Here is a 15391-nt window from a genome sequence, read left to right on the forward strand (position 1 = left end):
CGCCCACCCGTCTCGCGAGACGGTCATCCGCTCAGGCAGCAGCAGAAGGAGCACCGTGAGCTTCACGTCGCCGATCCAACTCCCCGGACTCGCCCTCGACCCCCAGTGGTACCGCCGGGCGGTGTTCTACGAGGTGATGATCCGGTCGTACTACGACTCCAACGGCGACGGCGCCGGCGACATCAACGGGCTCGCCTCCAAGCTCGACTACCTGCAGTGGCTCGGGATCGACGCCCTCTGGCTCCCGCCGTTCTACATGTCGCCTCTGCGCGACGGCGGCTACGACGTCTCCGACTTCAAGGCGATCCTCCCCGAGTTCGGCACGATGGAGGACTTCCGCGACCTCGTGCGGAAGGCCCACGAGCGCAACATGCGCATCGTGATGGACTTCCCGCTCAACCACACCAGCGACCAGCACGAGTGGTTCCAGCAGTCCCGGTCCGACCCCGAGGGCCCCTACGGCGACTTCTACGTCTGGAACGACACCGACGACAAGTGGCCGGACATCCGCATCATCTTCGTCGACACCGAGGACTCGAACTGGGCCTTCGACGCCGAGCGCCGCCAGTTCTACTTCCACCGCTTCTTCTCGCACCAGCCGGACCTCAACTTCGAGAACCCCGCCGTGCACGAGGCGATCCACGACGTGGTCAAGTTCTGGCTCGACCTCGGCGTCGACGGCATCCGGCTCGACGCGATCCCCTACCTCTACGAGTCCGACGAGGGCAACGGAGAGGGCGAACCGCCGACCCACGAGTTCATCAAGAACCTCCGCACCATGGTCGACCGCGACTACCCCGGCCGCATCCTGATCGCCGAGGCGAACCAGTGGCCGCGAGAGGTCGCCGCGTTCTTCGGCACGGAGGAGGAGCCCGAGTGCCACATGGCGTTCGACTTCCCGGTCATGCCGCGCATCTTCTACTCCCTCCGCGCGCAGACGGCGAACGAGCTGAAGAAGGTGCTCTCCGAGACGTTCGACATCCCCAGCGGCGCCGCCTGGGGCGTGTTCCTCCGCAACCACGACGAGCTCACGCTCGAGATGGTGTCCGAGGAGTACCGCCAGGCCATGTACGGCTGGTACGCCTACGACCCGCGGATGCGCTCGAACATCGGCATCCGCCGCAGGCTCGCGCCGCTGCTGGACAACTCGCGCGCCGAGCTCGAGCTGATCAACGCCCTGCTCTTCTCCCTCGCCGGCAGCCCGTTCCTGTACTACGGCGACGAGATCGGCATGGGCGACAACATCTGGCTCAACGACCGCGACGCGTCGCGCACGCCGATGCAGTGGACGCCCGACCGCAACGCCGGCTTCTCGGCAGCCGACCCCGGCAAGCTCGTGCAGCCGATCGTCCAGTCGCTCGTCTACCACTACAACCAGGTCAACGTGGAGGCGCAGCTGGCGCAGTCCCGCTCCCTGCTGCACTGGATGCGGAACGTCCTGCACGTGCGCCGCGGCCACCCGGCGTTCGGCCTCGGGTCGATGCGCGTCCTGGAGACGGACCACGAGTCGGTGCTCGCCTTCGTGCGGGACTACGCCGGCTCGGGCTCCGAGATGGGCGACCAGCCCGAGGAGGTGCTCTGCGTCTTCAGCTTCAACCACAACCCGGTCTCGGTCACGATCACCGACCCCGAGAACCCCGGATCGACGCTGAGCGACCTGTTCGGCGGCGGCCGCTTCCCCGGATTCTCGGACGACGGCACGCTGACGATGACGCTCGGCACGCAGGGCTTCTTCTGGCTCCACGTCGCCAAGGCGCACGAGGCCCGCTGACCCGGCAGCACGCCGAGGGGCCTCCGGCCGATGTCGGAGGCCCCCTTTAGGCTGTCGGCGTGAGCACCACCGGAACGACCGAGACGCAGACCGAGCCGATGCTGTTCGACGACGCCGAGCAGGAGCTCGTCCCCTCCGAGGGGGCGCGGTGGTTCGATCTGCTGGCCGTGTTCGACCTCGAGACCACCGGCATCGACGTCCGCACGAGCCGCATCGTCACCGCGCACGTCGGCGTGATCGACGCGGCGGGCGAGCCGATCGAGGGCACGACCTGGCTCGCCGATCCCGGGGTCGAGATCCCGGCCGGCGCCTCCGCCGTCCACGGGATCAGCACCGAGCACGCCCGCGCGCACGGCCGCCCCGCCGGCGAGGTCGTGGCCGAGATCTCCGAGGCGCTGCGCTCGCTCCTCGCCCGCGGCATCCCGGTCGTCGTCTACAACGCCCCCTACGACCTCTCGCTCCTCGCCCACGAGGCGCGCCGCTGGGGCGTGCCCGTGCTGCTCGACCCGAGCCCCGTCGTCGATCCGCTCGTGATCGACAAGGCGGTGGACCGCTACCGCAAGGGCAAGCGCACCCTGACCCTCGCCGCCGAGCACTACGGCGTCGCCCTCACCGAGGCGCACGACGCGGGCGCGGACGCGATCGCGGCGGGTCGGGTCGCCCAGGCGCTGGGCCGCGCCTTCGCCGACGAGCTCGGAGTCGGCGCGGAGGCCCTGCACGCGCTCCAGGTCGACTGGTGCCGCACCCAGGCCGAGTCCTTCCAGGAGTACATGCGCCGCGTCCGCGACGAGTCCTTCGTCGCCGACGGGGGCTGGCCGGTCCGCCACTGACCCCTCAGGTCAGCGTGCGCCCCTCGCGCAGGAGCGCCACGTACTCCGCGATCCGCCGCTCCCGCGTCGCCGCCCGCTTCAGCTGCGAGAGGCGGAAGAGGAACGCGAAGCGCTTCTGCCCGCCGACGGTCGCGAAGAAGGCCAGGGCCTGCGGATCCGCGTCGAGCGCCCGCTGGAAGTCGTCCGGCACCTCCGCATCGCGCTGCCGGTAGGCCGCGTCCCAGCGCCCGTCGGCGCGTGCCCGCTCGACCTCGGCCAGCCCGCCCGGCAGCATCCGGCCCTCCGCCAGCAGCCGTGCGACGTGATCGCGGTTGACCTTGGACCACGGGCTAGCGCGACGCCGCGGGGTGAAGGCCTGGAGCTTGAACTGCTCGTCGAAGGCTCCCGCCTGACCGTCGATCCAGCCGTGGCAGAGCGCGATGTCGAGCGCCTCGGCGTAGGTGATCCCCGGATCGACGGCGGCCTTCTTCCGCAGCTTCAGCCGGACTCCGTCCGGGTCGGGCTCGCCGCGGAGGTAGGCGTCCCACTCTTCAGGAGTCGTGAACGGCAGGATCGGCTTGTCGGCGAAGGACACCATGCCGGGACGCTACCGCGCCGGCTCCCCGACGGCCACGGCCCGCCCGTCGGCGCAAGCCCTCGCTCCGCGGACCGCGGCGCTGTGGGATCGGGTGAGCACGTGTTCCCCCTCCCCCCCTCTCGCAAGGAGAAGTCATGCCCACGATCCGCACGGTCACCGTCCTCGGCAGCGGAGTGCTCGGCTCCCAGATCGCCTTCCAGTCGTCCTTCCACGGCTTCGCCGTCACCGTCTACGACCTCTCCGACGACGTCCTCGAGTCGGCGCGCGAGCGGCTCCGCGGTCTCGCGGGCGTCTACGAGTCGGTGCCCGGCGGCGTCGCCGGCGGACCGCAGGAGGCGCTCGACTCCCTCCGCCTCACCTCCGACCTCGCGGAGGCTGTCGCCGACGCCGACCTCGTGATCGAGGCCGTCCCCGAGGACCTGGGCCTGAAGCAGGAGCTGTACGGCCGCCTGGGTGCGCTCGCTCCCGAGCGCACGGTCTTCGCGACCAACTCGTCCACGCTGCTCCCCAGCGACCTGAAGGCCTCGACCGGCCGACCCGACCGGTTCCTCGCGCTGCACTACGCCAACCACGTCTGGGCGCAGAACACGGCCGAGATCATGGGGACGGCGGACACGGACCCCGCCGTGGTCGACGCCGTCGTGGAGTTCGCCGTCTCCAGCGGCCTCGAGCCCATCAGGCTGCAGAAGGAGAAGGCCGGCTACGTCCTGAACTCGCTGCTGGTGCCGCTCCTCAACGCCGCGTCGGGTCTGCTCATGGGCGGCTACGCCGACCACGAGACCATCGACAAGACCTGGAGGATCGGCACCGGCGCCCCTCTCGGACCCTTCCAGATCTTCGACGTCGTCGGTCTGCGGACCGCCTACAACATCGCCGCCGCGGCCCCGGACGAGGCCTCCCAGGCCTTCGCCGCCCACCTGAAGACGGAGTACCTCGATCGCGGCCGCCTCGGAACGGCCACCGGAGAGGGCTTCTACCGCTACTGAGGACCGCCCCGCGGGAACGACGAAGGGCCCCCGACCGTGAGGTCGAGGGCCCTTCGAGGAGTGCTACTTGCCGAAGTTCTTGTAGCGGCTGTTGAACTTCTCGACGCGGCCGGCCGAGTCCATGATGCGCTGCTTGCCCGTGTAGAACGGGTGCGAGGCGGAGGAGATCTCGACGTCGATGACGGGGTAGGTCACGCCGTCGAGCTCGATCGTCTTGCTGCTCTTCGCGGTCGAGCGGGTGAGGAAGGTCTCACCGGACGCGAGGTCGCGGAAGACGATCGCGGAGTACTCGGGGTGGATGTCGGTCTTCATGGTCGTGTCCTGTCGTCGATGGTCCTGAACCGCACCTGTCGTCGACGGGAACGGGTGGATGAGGGCGGGCGCACCGCGAACGGGCCCGAACCAGCTACCGAGAATACCAGACCGGCAGCGTGTGCAGAAGTCGCGCCGCGCCCGGACCCCGGAGCCGGGGTCAGCCGCGGGCGCGGGCCGAGAAGCGCCCGTTCTCGCGGGTGAGAGCGATGTCGAGCCCGAAGGTCTCGGCGAGCGTCGCCTCGGTCAGGGACTCGGCCAGCGGGCCCGCCGCCACCACCGCTCCGTCGCGGAGGAGCAGGGCGTGGGTGAAGCCGTCGGGGATCTCCTCGACGTGGTGGGTCACCATCACGATCGCGGGCGATGCCGGGTCCTTTGCGAAGCCGCCCAGCAGCTGGACGAGCTCCTCGCGGGCGCCGAGGTCGAGGCTCGCGGCCGGCTCGTCGAGCAGGAGCAGCTCGGGGTCGGTCATGATCGCGCGGGCGATCTGGACGCGCTTCTGCTCGCCGTCCGAGAGCGTCCCGAAGGTGCGCTCGGCGAGGTGCTCGAGCTTCCACTCGGACAGCACGCGGCGGGCGCGGCGCTCGTCGATCGCGTCGTAGCCCTCGTTCCAGCGGCCGGTGACGGCGTAGGCGGCGGTCATCACGACGTCGAGCACGCTCTCGCCGGCCGGGAGGCGGCGCGCCATCGCGGTCGAGGCGTAGCCGATGCGCGGACGCAGCTCGAACACGTCGACCCGGCCGAGGGTCTCCTCGAGCAGGTGCGCGGCACCGGTCGAGGGGTAGTTCTGCGCGGCGGCGATCTGCAGGATCGAGGTCTTGCCCGCCCCGTTGGGGCCGAGGATCACCCAGCGCTCGTCCTCGGCCACGTCCCACGACACGTGGTCGAGGATCCGCTTGCCGTTCCGGACGAAGGACACATCGACGAACGAGACAACGCTGGGCATGGGAGCCATTCTAAAGGAGGCGGCCGGGAGGCTCAGACGAGCGAGTCGTAGATCGCCCGGGTGTCCCGCGCGATCTGCGTCCAGCTGAAGTGGCTCTGCGCGCGCTCGCGGCCCGCGGCGCCCATCCGCTTCGCCGTCTCCGGGTCGGCGACGACCTCGGCGAGGACGGCGGCCAGGTCGGCGACGTAGCGCTCCGGGTCCACGGGGGTGCCGGTGCCGTCGGTGACCTGCTCGATCGGGACGAGACGGCCGGTCACGCCGTCGTCGACGACCTCCGGGATGCCGCCGGTCGCCGTCCCGACGACCGCCGCACCGCAGGCCATCGCCTCGAGGTTGACGATGCCGAGGGGCTCGTAGATCGAGGGGCAGACGAACGTGGTCGCGTTCGTCAGGACCGCGGAGAGCTGGTGGCGCGGCAGATGCCGGTCGATCCAGACGACGCCGGTGCGCTCCTCCTGGAGGCTGCGGACGAGGGAGGTGACCTCGGCCATGATCTCGGGGGTGTCGGGGGCGCCCGCGCAGAGCACGAGCTGCACCTCGGGAGGCAGGGTCGCTGCAGCGCGGAGCAGGTAGGGCAGGCCCTTCTGCCGGGTGATGCGGCCGACGAAGACCACGGAGGGGCGCGAGGGGTCGATGCCCAGCTCGGCGAGGACGGCCTCGTCCTCGACCGGGTGCCAGGCGTCGAGGTCGATGCCGTTGTATACCACGTGGACCTTCGCCGGGTCCAGGGCCGGGTAGGAGCGGAGGATGTCCTCGCGCATGCCGCCGGACACCGCGATCACGGCGTCGGCGTTCTCGTACGCCTCCCGCTCGATCCAGCTCGAGACGCGGTAGCCGCCGCCGAGCTGCTCGGCCTTCCACGGACGCAGCGGCTCGAGGCTGTGCGCCGAGACCACGTGCGGGATGCCGTGCAGGAGCTGGGCGAGACGCCCCGCGGCGTTGGCGTACCAGGTGTGGGAGTGGACCAGGTCGGCCCCCGCCGCGTCCTGCGCGATCTGCAGGTCGACCCCGAGGGTCTGCAGCGCGCCGTTCGCCTCGGCGAGCTCCGCGGGGACGGAGTACGCGAACGTGCCCTCCTCCTCGCGCGGCGCGCCGAAGCAGCGCACCACGACCTCCAGGTCGCTGCGCAGCGCCTTGGTGAGCTCGGCCACGTGGACACCGGCTCCCCCGTACACCTCGGGCGGGTATTCCTTGGTCAGCAGATCGACTCGCACCCCCGAACCGTAGTACAGGGCGCTCCCCCGGCGACAGCCGGGGTCCACGGGGAAGCCCGAGCCCCTACTGTGGTGCCATGCAGTCAAAGAAGATCTTCGGCATCGTCCTCGCCGGCGGCGAGGGAAAGCGCCTCATGCCCCTCACGGCGGACCGGGCCAAGCCCGCGGTGCCGTTCGGCGGGCAGTACCGGCTGATCGACTTCGCGCTGTCCAACCTGATCAACTCCGGTCTCACCCAGATCGTCGTGCTGACGCAGTACAAGTCGCACTCGCTCGACCGCCACGTCTCGCAGACCTGGCGCCTCTCCGGGCTCCTGAACTCCTACGTCGCCTCGGTCCCCGCGCAGCAGCGCCTGGGCAAGCGCTGGTTCAGCGGCTCGGCCGACGCGATCCTGCAGAGCCTCAACCTGATCCGCGACGAGAAGCCCGACATCGTCGTCGTGGTCGGCGCCGACCACGTCTACCGCATGGACTTCTCGCAGATGATCGACGCGCACATCACGTCCGGTGCGAAGGCGACCGTCGCGGCCATCCGCCAGCCGATCGAGCTCGCGGACCAGTTCGGCGTCATCCAGCTCGCCGGTGACGAGGCGGGCGACGGCATCGTCCCGACGATGATCTCCGAGTTCCTCGAGAAGCCCAAGGACGCCGTCGGCCTGGCCGACTCCCCGCACGAGGTCCTCGCCTCCATGGGCAACTACGTCTTCGACGCGGACGCCCTGATCGACGCGGTCATCCGCGACGGCGAGTCCTCCACGTCTGACCACGACATGGGCGGCGACATCATCCCCGACTTCGTCGCGCGCGGCGAGGCGGGCGTCTACGACCTCAAGCTCAACGACGTCCCCGGCTCGACCGACCGCGACCGTTACTACTGGCGGGACGTCGGCACCATCGACTCCTTCTTCGAGGCCCACCAGGACCTCATCTCGGCGCTGCCGGTCTTCAACCTCTACAACCAGCAGTGGCCGATCTTCTCGTCGCAGCTGAACTCCCCGCCGGCCAAGATCGTCCGCGACGGCAAGGGCAACATGGGATCGACGGTCGACTCGGTCGTCTCGCTCGGCACCGTGATCTCGGGCGCGCACATCGAGCGCAGCGTCGTCGGGCCCTGGACGGTCATCGAGTCGAACGCGACGGTCACCGACTCGGTGGTCTTCGACAAGGTCCGCATCGGCCCGGACGCGCTGGTCGTCCGCGCTATCCTCGACAAGGACGTCGTCGTCGAGCCCGGTGCTCGAGTCGGCGTGGACCACGACCGCGATCGCGAGCGCGGGTTCACCGTCACCGAGTCGGGCATCACCGTCGTCGGCAAGGGCGTCGTCGTCCACCCGTAGCACCCCCGCGGGTCGAGCTCTGCGCCCCGGCGCGCCCACCCGACCGATCGGACCGGCCCATGAGTGAGCGTCCTGCGACGCCTGCCCGCTTCCTCGTCGTCCTCGACGCGGACTCCACCCTCCTCCAGGACGAGGTGATTGAGCTCCTCGCGGTGCACGCCGGCTCCGAGGAGCGCGTCGCCGCCGTCACGGAGCGGGCGATGCGCGGCGAGCTCGACTTCGGCGAGAGCCTCCGCGAGCGGGTCGCCACTCTCGCCGGGGTCCCGGAGTCGGTGCTCCCCGGTGTGAGCTCGGGCGTCCGCGTCACGCCCGGCGCCGCCGAGCTCGTGGCCGGCGTCCACGCCGCCGGCGGCCGCGTCGGTGTGGTGTCCGGAGGGTTCCACGAGGTCCTCGACCCGGTCGCCGGTGCGCTCGGCCTCGACTTCGTCCGGGCCAACCGCCTCTGCTGCGGGGACGGCCTGCTGACCGGAGCGGTCGACGGGGAGGTCATCGACGCCGCGGCCAAGGCGGAGGCGCTCCGCGAGTGGGCGGCGGTCTCGGGCGTCCCGCCGCAGCGCACGATCGCCGTCGGCGACGGTGCGAACGACCTGGAGATGATGGCGGTCGCCTCCCTCGCGGTCGCCTTCAACGCCAAGCCCCTGGTGCGCGAGCGCGCCGACCTCGTCGTCGGCGGCCTCGACCTGTCGCAGCTGCTGCCTGTCCTCGGCCTCCGCGGCTGAGGCCCGCCTCCCCCGGCCTCAGGAAGGTCAGCGGCCCGCGATCGCGACGAGTCCGGCGCAGCCGAGCGCCAGCGCCCAGCTGACGAGCGAGCCCACCAGGAAGTACTCCGCCTTCTCGCCGCTGCCGCCGTCGCGGGAGATCTCGGGGAAGCGCACGATCCCCTTGGCCGCGAGCACGGCACCGGCGAGGCCGATCGCTCCGGCGAGCGTGAGGCCGGCGATCAGCAGCCGCTCCAGCGGTCCGATCGTGCGCCCGCCCTGGAGGTCCGGCAGGCGGGCGTCGGCCGGCTCCCGACGCGCGAACCGCTCGCTCCAGCGCGGACGCGGCGCGGGCTCGGCCTGCGGGAGCTCGCGGAACAGTGCCGCCCGCACGATCACGTTGCCGCTCTCCAGCAGGAAGAGCCCGGCTCCGACCGCCAGAGCGAGCTGCTCGATCGGAGGGAGCGTGCTCGCGACGATGGTCGGCGCGAGCGGCCCCGTCGGGATGCCGACGGCGCGGTCGACAGCGGTCAGCACCAGGACCGCCGCGACGAGGGCGACGGCCGGACGCAGACCCCCGGGCGGCCGCGCGTTCTCGACGGTCGTGGTCGTCAGCAGCCAGGCTCCGGCCAGGACGACGACGATCGCCGCACCGAGCGGCGGGGCTCCGGCGAGGAGCGCTGCGGTCACGGCTGCGGCGGCGAGCACGGGGATCGCGAGGAGGGCCGCACGGCGGCGGAGGTGCGTGCGCGCGAGGTCGCCGAGGCCGATCACGGCGAGCAGCAGCGCCGTCAGCACGTCTCCTCCAGCAGGCGCGCGCCGGCGAGGAGGGCGCCCGCTCCCGCGCGCCGCAGCGCCTGCGAGACGGCGGGCTGCGAGATCGACTCCTGCTCGCCCAGCTCCTTCTGCGACGCTCCGCGCAGGCTCCCCAGCACGAGTCGGCGATCGCGCGCGCTGAGCGCTCCGACCAGCGCGTCGCGGGAGAGGAGGTAGGCGTTGACGGCCGCCTCGCCGGAGTCCCCGGCGACGAACCATCCGCGGGCCGTGGGCACGGCACCGTCCTCGAGCGCGTGGGCGCGATCGATGGCCTCGCGCGCGCGCCACCAGCCGGACCCGTCCTCGAGGTCCCCGGCGATCCCCGACCCGACCACCCGCACCTCGCCCAGGCCGATGCCCGCGCGGCAGTCGACGCCGGCCGGGAGCGAGAGGCGCGCCTGCAGCGTCGCCCGGAGCGCGGCGTGGACGGAGGGGTAGATCGCCTGGAACTCGTCGCCGACCGTCGGGTGCAGGGGCTGGATCGCCGGGACCGCGGCCTCCACCTCGGCGAAGCCCCGCTCGATCTCGCGCTGAGCACCCGCGCGGTCGACGAGGGAGCGGGAGGTCACCAGATCCAGGAGCACGGCGACGACATCGGAGGAGGTCATCGCATAAGCCTAGAGCTTATATCCGTCGGATATAAGCCCAGGGCTTATCGGTCAGTGGCCCATCCCGAGGCCGCCGTCGACCGGGATCACGGCACCCGAGATGTACGCCGCCTCGTCGCCGGCCAGCCAGCGCGTGACCTTCGCGACCTCGGCAGCGGTGCCGTAGCGGGCGAGCGGGATGCTCTTCCGGTACTCCGCCTGCTGCTCCGGCGAGAGCTCCGCGGTCATGTCGGTCTCGATGAAGCCGGGAGCGACGACATTGGCGGTGATGTTGCGGGCGCCGAGCTCGCGGGTCAGCGAGCGGGCGAAGCCCACGAGGGCGGCCTTCGACGAGGAGTAGTTGATCTGGCCCGGCGACCCGTAGAGGCCGACCACGCTGGAGATGAGGACGACGCGGCCGAAGCGCTGCTTGAGCATCCCCTTCGATGCGCGCTTGACGACGCGGAACGCCCCGGTGAGGTTCGTGTCGACGACGGACGTGAAGTCCTCCTCCGTCATGCGCAGCAGCAGGGTGTCGCGGGTGATGCCCGCGTTCGCCACCAGGATCTCGACCGGGCCCAGCTCGGCCTCGACCTGCGTGAACGCGGCGTCGATGGAGGCGGCGTCGGTCACGTCCGCGACGACGGTGAGAGAGCCCTCCGGACCGGATCCCGAGCGCGCGGTCACGGCGACCCGGTGACCGGCGGCCACGAACTCCTGGGCGATGGCGAAGCCGATCCCCCGGTTGCCCCCGGTGACGAGGACGGTGCGCGGCGTGGTCATGGTGTCCCTCCTGCCGGCGCTCGTGCGGCGCCGGGCGACCCGTACATCCTAGAGGCGCGTCGCGCAACAGATTCCGGGATGAGGCCCTCCCGGCCTGCACCCGCCCGCCGCGACGTAGGCTTGCAGGGCTGTGAAACCACGCGAGACACTCACCTCCCTACCGCCGTCGCCGAGCGCCGAGCGGCGCTCCCGCGCGATCAAGTACTCGATCGCCATGGGCATCAGAATGCTCTGCGTCATCTGCCTGCTCTTCGCCCACGGCTGGTGGCTGCTGTTCTTCGCCATCGGCGCCGTGGTCCTGCCCTACTTCGCCGTCGTGCTGGCCAACGTCGGCAGTGCGGGCGAGCGCGGCAACGTCGAGCGGCCGGGTGCGATCGTCCTCTCCCGGCCGGTCCCGCCGCCCCCCGCCCCCGACTCCGAGGCGCCGACCGGCCCCGAGGGCGGCGACCCGCGGGGAGACCGGCCGTGATCCCGCTCGGCCGGGTCCCCGACGCGCACGCCTGCTCCCGAGCGGGCTGCCCGCGGACGGCGACATTCGCGATCGAGTGGCGGAACCCGAGGATCCACGCGGAGGACCGTCGGAAGACCTGGCTGGCCTGCGGCGAGCACCGGGAGTTCCTGCGCGAGTTCCTCCTCGCCCGCGACTTCCCGCTCGAGGTGAAGCCGCTCTACACGGTCGATCGCGGAGCGGAACGATGAGCGGCGACGCGCCCCGTCCCTCCTGGCGCTTCGTCTTCTCGCGACGCTGGTTCGGCTACCTCGCTCTCGCGATCGTCTTCGCCGTCGCCTGCGTGCTGCTCTCGCGCTGGCAGGTCGCGCGGCTCGACCAGGCCGCCTCGACCAACCGGCTGGTCACGGCGAACTGGACCGCCGACCCGGTGGCGCTCGACGGGCTGCTCCCCGCCGACTCCACGTGGGACGACGCCCTCGAGTACCGCCCGGTCGAGATCACCGGCGTCTACGAGACGCAGGGGCAGACCCTCGTCCGCAACCGGCCCTACAACGGCAACCCCGGCTTCGAGATCCTGACGCCGCTGCGGCTCGACGACGGCAGCGTGTTCGTCGTCGACCGCGGCTGGGTCCCCGTCGGCTCGACCCAGGACTCCCCCGACGCGATCCCCGCGCCGCCCGAGGGGGAGGTGACCGTCGTCGCCCGCCTGAAGCCCGCGGAGGGACGGATCGACGGACGCTCCGCACCGGCCGGACAGATCGCCACGATCCAGCTCGACGACCTGTCGGCGCAGCTGGACGAGCCCCTGCGGACCTCGGCGTACGGCCTGCTGGTCGCCGAGGCGCCGGCGCCGGTCGACGCTCCCCCGCGGGCCGCGATCAAGCCGGTCGCCGACGAGGGCCTGCACATCAGCTACGCCGTCCAGTGGGTGCTGTTCGCCGTCATGGGCTTCGGCGGGCTCGGCTGGGCGATCCGCCACGAGTACCGCATCCGCAACGCCGACGACCCCGAGGTCGTCGCGGCCGAGGAGCGGCGCGAGGAGCGCCGCCGACGCCGCGGCCGCAGCGACTCCGAGGTCGAGGACGAGCTGCTCGACGCCCGCTAGGCGAGCGTGATCAGGTCGAGGTAGTCGGCCGCCCAGTGGTCCTCGGTGCCCTCCGGCATGATCAGGACGCGCTCGGGGTTCAGCGCCTCGACGGCTCCCTCGTCGTGGCTGACCAGGACGACCGCGCCCTCGTAGTGCGCGAGCGCGTCGAGGATCTCCTCGCGGCTCGCGGGGTCGAGGTTGTTGGTGGGCTCGTCGAGCAGGAGCACGTTCGCGCCCGAGACCACGATCATCGCCAGGGCGAGACGGGTCTTCTCTCCGCCGGAGAGGACCCCGGCCGGCTTGTGCGAGTCGTCCCCGGTGAACAGGAACGAGCCCAGGACCCGGCGCGCCTCGGTCTCGGTGAGGTTCGGGCTGGAGGAGACCATGTTCTCGAGCACCGAGCGCTTGACGTCGATCGTCTCGTGCTCCTGCGCGTAGTAGCCGATCCGGAGGCCGTGCCCGGCCTCGATCACTCCGGTGTCGGGCTGGTCGACGCCGCCCAGGATGCGCAGGAGCGTCGTCTTGCCCGCTCCGTTGAGCCCCAGGATGACGACCTTGGAGCCGCGGTCGATCGCGAGGTCGACGGCGGTGAAGATCTCGAGCGAGCCGTAGCTCTTCGACAGGTTCTGAGCCTGCAGAGGGGTGCGACCGCAGGCGGACGGGGTCGGGAACCGGAGCTTCGCGACGCGGTCGACCGCGCGGACCTCCTCGAGCCCGCTGAGCATGCGCTCGGCACGCGCGACCATCTGGTGCGCCGCTGCGGCCTTCGAGGCCTTCGCGCCGAACTTGGCGGCCTGCAGCTGGAGGGCACCGGCCTTCTTCTCGACGTTGACCCGCTCCTTCTTGCGGCGCTCCTCGTCGGCGGCGCGCTGGCGCTGATAGTTCTTCCAGTTCATGTTGTAGACGTCGATGACCTGGCGGTTGGCGTCGAGGTAGAAGACGCGGTTCACGGTCTCGCCGACCAGCTCGATGTCGTGGCTGATCACGATGAAGCCGCCGCGGTAGTTCTTGAGGAACTCGCGGAGCCAGACGACGGAGTCGGCGTCGAGGTGGTTCGTCGGCTCGTCGAGGATGAGCGTGCTCGCGTCGGAGAAGAGGATGCGCGCGAGCTCGATGCGGCGCCGCTGGCCACCGGAGAGCGTCTTGAGCGGCTGGTCGAGGATCCGGTCGGGGAGGTTGAGGTTGCTCGCGATCGACGCGGCCTCCGCCTCAGCCGCGTATCCGCCCAGGGAGAGGAAGCGATCCGTGAGGTTGCCGTACTTCTTCATGCCGGCCTCGCTCACGGAGGTGTCGCTGCTCGACATCGCGACCGTCGCCTCCTGCATGCCGAGCACCAGCTGCCCCAGCCCGCGGGCGTCGAGGATGCGGGTGCGCGCGAGCTCCTCCGGGTCGCCGGAGCGCGGGTCCTGAGGGAGGTAGCCGATCTCGCCGCCGCGGTCGACCGTGCCCTTCGAGGCGATGAGGTCGCCCGCGAGGACCTTGGTCAGCGTCGTCTTCCCCGCCCCGTTGCGGCCGACGAGGCCGACCTTGTCGCCGTCGCCCACCCGGAAGGAGACGTTCTCCATCAGGAGTCGGGCGCCGACTCGGAGTTCGAGGTCGTGCACGCTGAGCACAGTGCTGTCCGTTCCCGCCAAGAAATGGCGTTCGGTTCGGGAGGAGTGGGGCAAGGGGCCGCGATGCGGCAGCCCCCTAGTATATTTCCTGAGCCGCGGGGCGGATCCACGTCCGCTCACCGCGGACGCGCTCGCTCCTCGCTCTCGGGCGACCAGGACTCTCGGAGATCACCCATGTCCCCTTCCTCTTCCGCCCTCCCGCGCCCGGTCCTCGCCGACCGGCTCGTCACCCGCTCCGTCGCGACCGACGCCCTGCTGGTGCTCGCGGGTGCGGGTCTCACCGCGGCGATGGCGCAGCTGTTCATCCCGATGTGGCCGGTCCCCTTCACGGGCCAGACCTTCGCGGTCCTCCTGGTCGGCACGACGCTCGGCGCACTCCGCGGCGCGCTCTCCATGCTCGTGTACGCGCTCGTCGGCGCTCTCGGCGCCCCGGTCTTCACCGAGGGCTCGCACGGCTGGGCGGTCCTCGCGGGTCCCACCGGCGGCTACATCGTCGGCTTCGTCCTCGCGTCGATCGTCACCGGGTGGCTCGCCCAGCGGCAGTGGGACCGTCGCGTCCTCGGCACGCTGGTGACCTTCCTCGCCGGCACCGCCACCATTTACCTCGTCGGCCTGCCCTGGCTGGCCGCCGCCCTCGCCTCGCTGGGGCTGCCAGCCGACCTCGGCTCCGTCCTCTCCGCGGGACTCGTGCCCTTCCTGGTCGGCGACGCGCTCAAGGCGCTGGTCGCCGCCGCGCTGCTCCCCACCACCTGGGCGATGCTCTCGCGACGCTCGCGCTGAGCGGTCGCACGGACGCCGAAGGGCCGGGAGGACGATTCCTCCCGGCCCTTCGGGCGTCCGGCAGAGGTCGAGCCGCCCGGTCCTCCTGCTCGACCTCGGTGGGCACCTCCACCGACTCGACCGGCGGGGACGACGACGGCCCCGGACTCCGGAGCCGTCCCGCCCGGCCGTTCCGACTCCACGACGGACTGCGACCGGCTGAAGACGACAGGAACGCCGAAGGGCCGGGAGGACGACTCCTCCCGGCCCTTCGGCGTCGGTGTGCAGCGGCTAGATCGAGAAGCCGAGTGCGCGCATCATGTCGCGCCCGTCCTCGGTGATCCGGTCGGGACCCCACGGCGGCATCCAGACCCAGTTGATCCGGAACGCCTCGACGATGCCGTCGAGCGACTCGGCGGTCTGCTCCTCGAGCACGTCGGTCAGCGGGCAGCCCGCCGAGGTGAGGGTCATGTGGATGACGAGGGCGTCGTTCTCGTCGTCCCAGCCCAGGTCGTAGATGAGTCCCAGGTCGACCACGTTGACCCCGAGCTCGGGGTCCATGACGTCCTTGAGGGCCTCCTCGACCTGGTCGAAGAGCTTCGGCTCGAGAGTGGTGACCGCCAT

The 15391-nt window shown here is 71.3% G+C and carries 18 protein-coding genes; 9 read left to right on the plus strand and 9 right to left on the minus strand.

The features are described 5' to 3' along the window. Positions 1–55 precede the first annotated feature (55 nt). Both treS and C5C54_RS04730 read left to right on the plus strand, forming a co-directional pair. Positions 56–1771, plus strand: a complete 1716-nt coding sequence (gene treS / locus C5C54_RS04725; protein ID WP_104221970.1) for a maltose alpha-D-glucosyltransferase — start codon at positions 56–58, stop codon at positions 1769–1771. 98 nt (positions 1772–1869) lie between these two features. Continuing rightward, the gene (locus tag C5C54_RS04730) at positions 1870–2601 is read left to right on the plus strand and encodes a 3'-5' exonuclease (RefSeq protein ID WP_104222136.1); all 732 of its coding nucleotides are present in this window, start codon (positions 1870–1872) and stop codon (positions 2599–2601) included. Positions 2602–2605: 4 nt separating this feature from the next. Here C5C54_RS04730 and C5C54_RS04735 read toward each other — a convergent pair whose 3' ends face one another. Further along, positions 2606–3178, minus strand: a complete 573-nt coding sequence (locus C5C54_RS04735; protein WP_104232624.1) for a YdeI family protein — start codon at positions 3176–3178, stop codon at positions 2606–2608. Positions 3179–3312: 134 nt separating this feature from the next. Here C5C54_RS04735 and C5C54_RS04740 point away from each other — a divergent pair, with 134 nt between their 5' ends. Then, on the plus strand, positions 3313–4164 hold the full coding sequence (locus C5C54_RS04740; protein WP_104287902.1) for a 3-hydroxyacyl-CoA dehydrogenase: 852 nt from the start codon (positions 3313–3315) through the stop codon (positions 4162–4164). 63 nt (positions 4165–4227) lie between these two features. Here the strand turns inward: C5C54_RS04740 and C5C54_RS04745 are convergent, their stop codons facing one another. The 3 genes from C5C54_RS04745 to glgA all read right to left on the minus strand — a co-directional run bounded on the left by C5C54_RS04745 (position 4228) and on the right by glgA (position 6636). Then, entirely contained in the window at positions 4228–4476 is a 249-nt protein-coding gene (locus C5C54_RS04745) for a type B 50S ribosomal protein L31 (protein ID WP_068253003.1), read from the minus strand. A gap of 160 nt (positions 4477–4636) precedes the next feature. Further along, positions 4637–5422 (minus strand): ABC transporter ATP-binding protein, encoded by a 786-nt coding sequence (locus C5C54_RS04750; protein WP_104221964.1) that lies wholly within the window; start codon positions 5420–5422, stop codon positions 4637–4639. Positions 5423–5454: 32 nt separating this feature from the next. Beyond that, positions 5455–6636: a glycogen synthase gene (glgA, locus tag C5C54_RS04755; RefSeq protein WP_104221962.1), complete on the minus strand. Its 1182-nt coding sequence runs from the start codon at positions 6634–6636 to the stop codon at positions 5455–5457. Positions 6637–6713: 77 nt separating this feature from the next. On the opposite strand from glgA, the gene C5C54_RS04760 reads away from it, so the two are divergent. Together C5C54_RS04760 and serB are read left to right on the plus strand one after the other, a co-directional pair. Beyond that, a complete protein-coding gene (locus tag C5C54_RS04760; RefSeq protein WP_104221960.1) occupies positions 6714–7973 on the plus strand; it encodes a glucose-1-phosphate adenylyltransferase in 1260 nt (419 codons plus the stop codon). Between the two features lie 59 nt (positions 7974–8032). Next, complete coding sequence (serB, locus tag C5C54_RS04765; RefSeq protein ID WP_104287903.1) at positions 8033–8692, plus strand: phosphoserine phosphatase SerB; 660 nt, start codon at positions 8033–8035, stop codon at positions 8690–8692. Between the two features lie 27 nt (positions 8693–8719). On the opposite strand, the gene C5C54_RS04770 is transcribed toward serB, so the two are convergent. From C5C54_RS04770 to C5C54_RS04780, 3 genes are read right to left on the minus strand one after another with little or no spacing between them, the layout of a single operon-like run. Then, positions 8720–9469 carry a hypothetical protein gene (locus C5C54_RS04770; RefSeq protein WP_104287904.1) on the minus strand — a complete coding sequence of 250 codons (750 nt, stop codon included), beginning with the start codon at positions 9467–9469 and terminating at the stop codon, positions 8720–8722. After that, on the minus strand, positions 9463–10095 hold the full coding sequence (locus C5C54_RS04775) for a SatD family protein (RefSeq protein ID WP_104287905.1): 633 nt from the start codon (positions 10093–10095) through the stop codon (positions 9463–9465). The genes C5C54_RS04770 and C5C54_RS04775 overlap by 7 nt, the downstream gene beginning before the upstream one ends. Positions 10096–10146: 51 nt before the next feature. Beyond that, positions 10147–10857, minus strand: a complete 711-nt coding sequence (locus C5C54_RS04780; protein WP_104225284.1) for a beta-ketoacyl-ACP reductase — start codon at positions 10855–10857, stop codon at positions 10147–10149. Positions 10858–10987: 130 nt separating this feature from the next. Here C5C54_RS04780 and C5C54_RS04785 point away from each other — a divergent pair, with 130 nt between their 5' ends. The 3 genes from C5C54_RS04785 to C5C54_RS04795 are packed head-to-tail and all read left to right on the plus strand — an operon-like array spanning position 10988 to position 12413. After that, positions 10988–11326: a DUF3099 domain-containing protein gene (locus C5C54_RS04785; protein ID WP_104221949.1), complete on the plus strand. Its 339-nt coding sequence runs from the start codon at positions 10988–10990 to the stop codon at positions 11324–11326. Beyond that, the gene (locus C5C54_RS04790; RefSeq protein ID WP_104221947.1) at positions 11323–11556 is read left to right on the plus strand and encodes a hypothetical protein; all 234 of its coding nucleotides are present in this window, start codon (positions 11323–11325) and stop codon (positions 11554–11556) included. The genes C5C54_RS04785 and C5C54_RS04790 overlap by 4 nt, the downstream gene beginning before the upstream one ends. Continuing rightward, entirely contained in the window at positions 11553–12413 is an 861-nt protein-coding gene (locus C5C54_RS04795) for an SURF1 family protein (RefSeq protein WP_104287906.1), read from the plus strand. Before C5C54_RS04790 ends, C5C54_RS04795 begins: the two co-directional genes overlap by 4 nt. Here the strand turns inward: C5C54_RS04795 and C5C54_RS04800 are convergent. Then, positions 12410–14008, minus strand: coding sequence for an ABC-F family ATP-binding cassette domain-containing protein (locus tag C5C54_RS04800; protein ID WP_104221943.1), 1599 nt, complete (start codon positions 14006–14008; stop codon positions 12410–12412). The two genes, C5C54_RS04795 and C5C54_RS04800, sit on opposite strands and share 4 nt — an antisense overlap. A gap of 174 nt (positions 14009–14182) precedes the next feature. Between C5C54_RS04800 and C5C54_RS04805 the strand changes: the two genes are divergently transcribed. Next, complete coding sequence (locus C5C54_RS04805; protein WP_104232632.1) at positions 14183–14788, plus strand: biotin transporter BioY; 606 nt, start codon at positions 14183–14185, stop codon at positions 14786–14788. Positions 14789–15058: 270 nt separating this feature from the next. Here the strand turns inward: C5C54_RS04805 and C5C54_RS04810 are convergent, their stop codons facing one another. Further along, positions 15059–15391, minus strand: a complete 333-nt coding sequence (locus C5C54_RS04810) for a metal-sulfur cluster assembly factor (RefSeq protein ID WP_104221939.1) — start codon at positions 15389–15391, stop codon at positions 15059–15061.

The sequence above is a fragment of the Rathayibacter sp. AY1F2 genome (assembly GCF_002930885.1).
In the GTDB taxonomy this organism is placed as follows: domain Bacteria; phylum Actinomycetota; class Actinomycetes; order Actinomycetales; family Microbacteriaceae; genus Rathayibacter.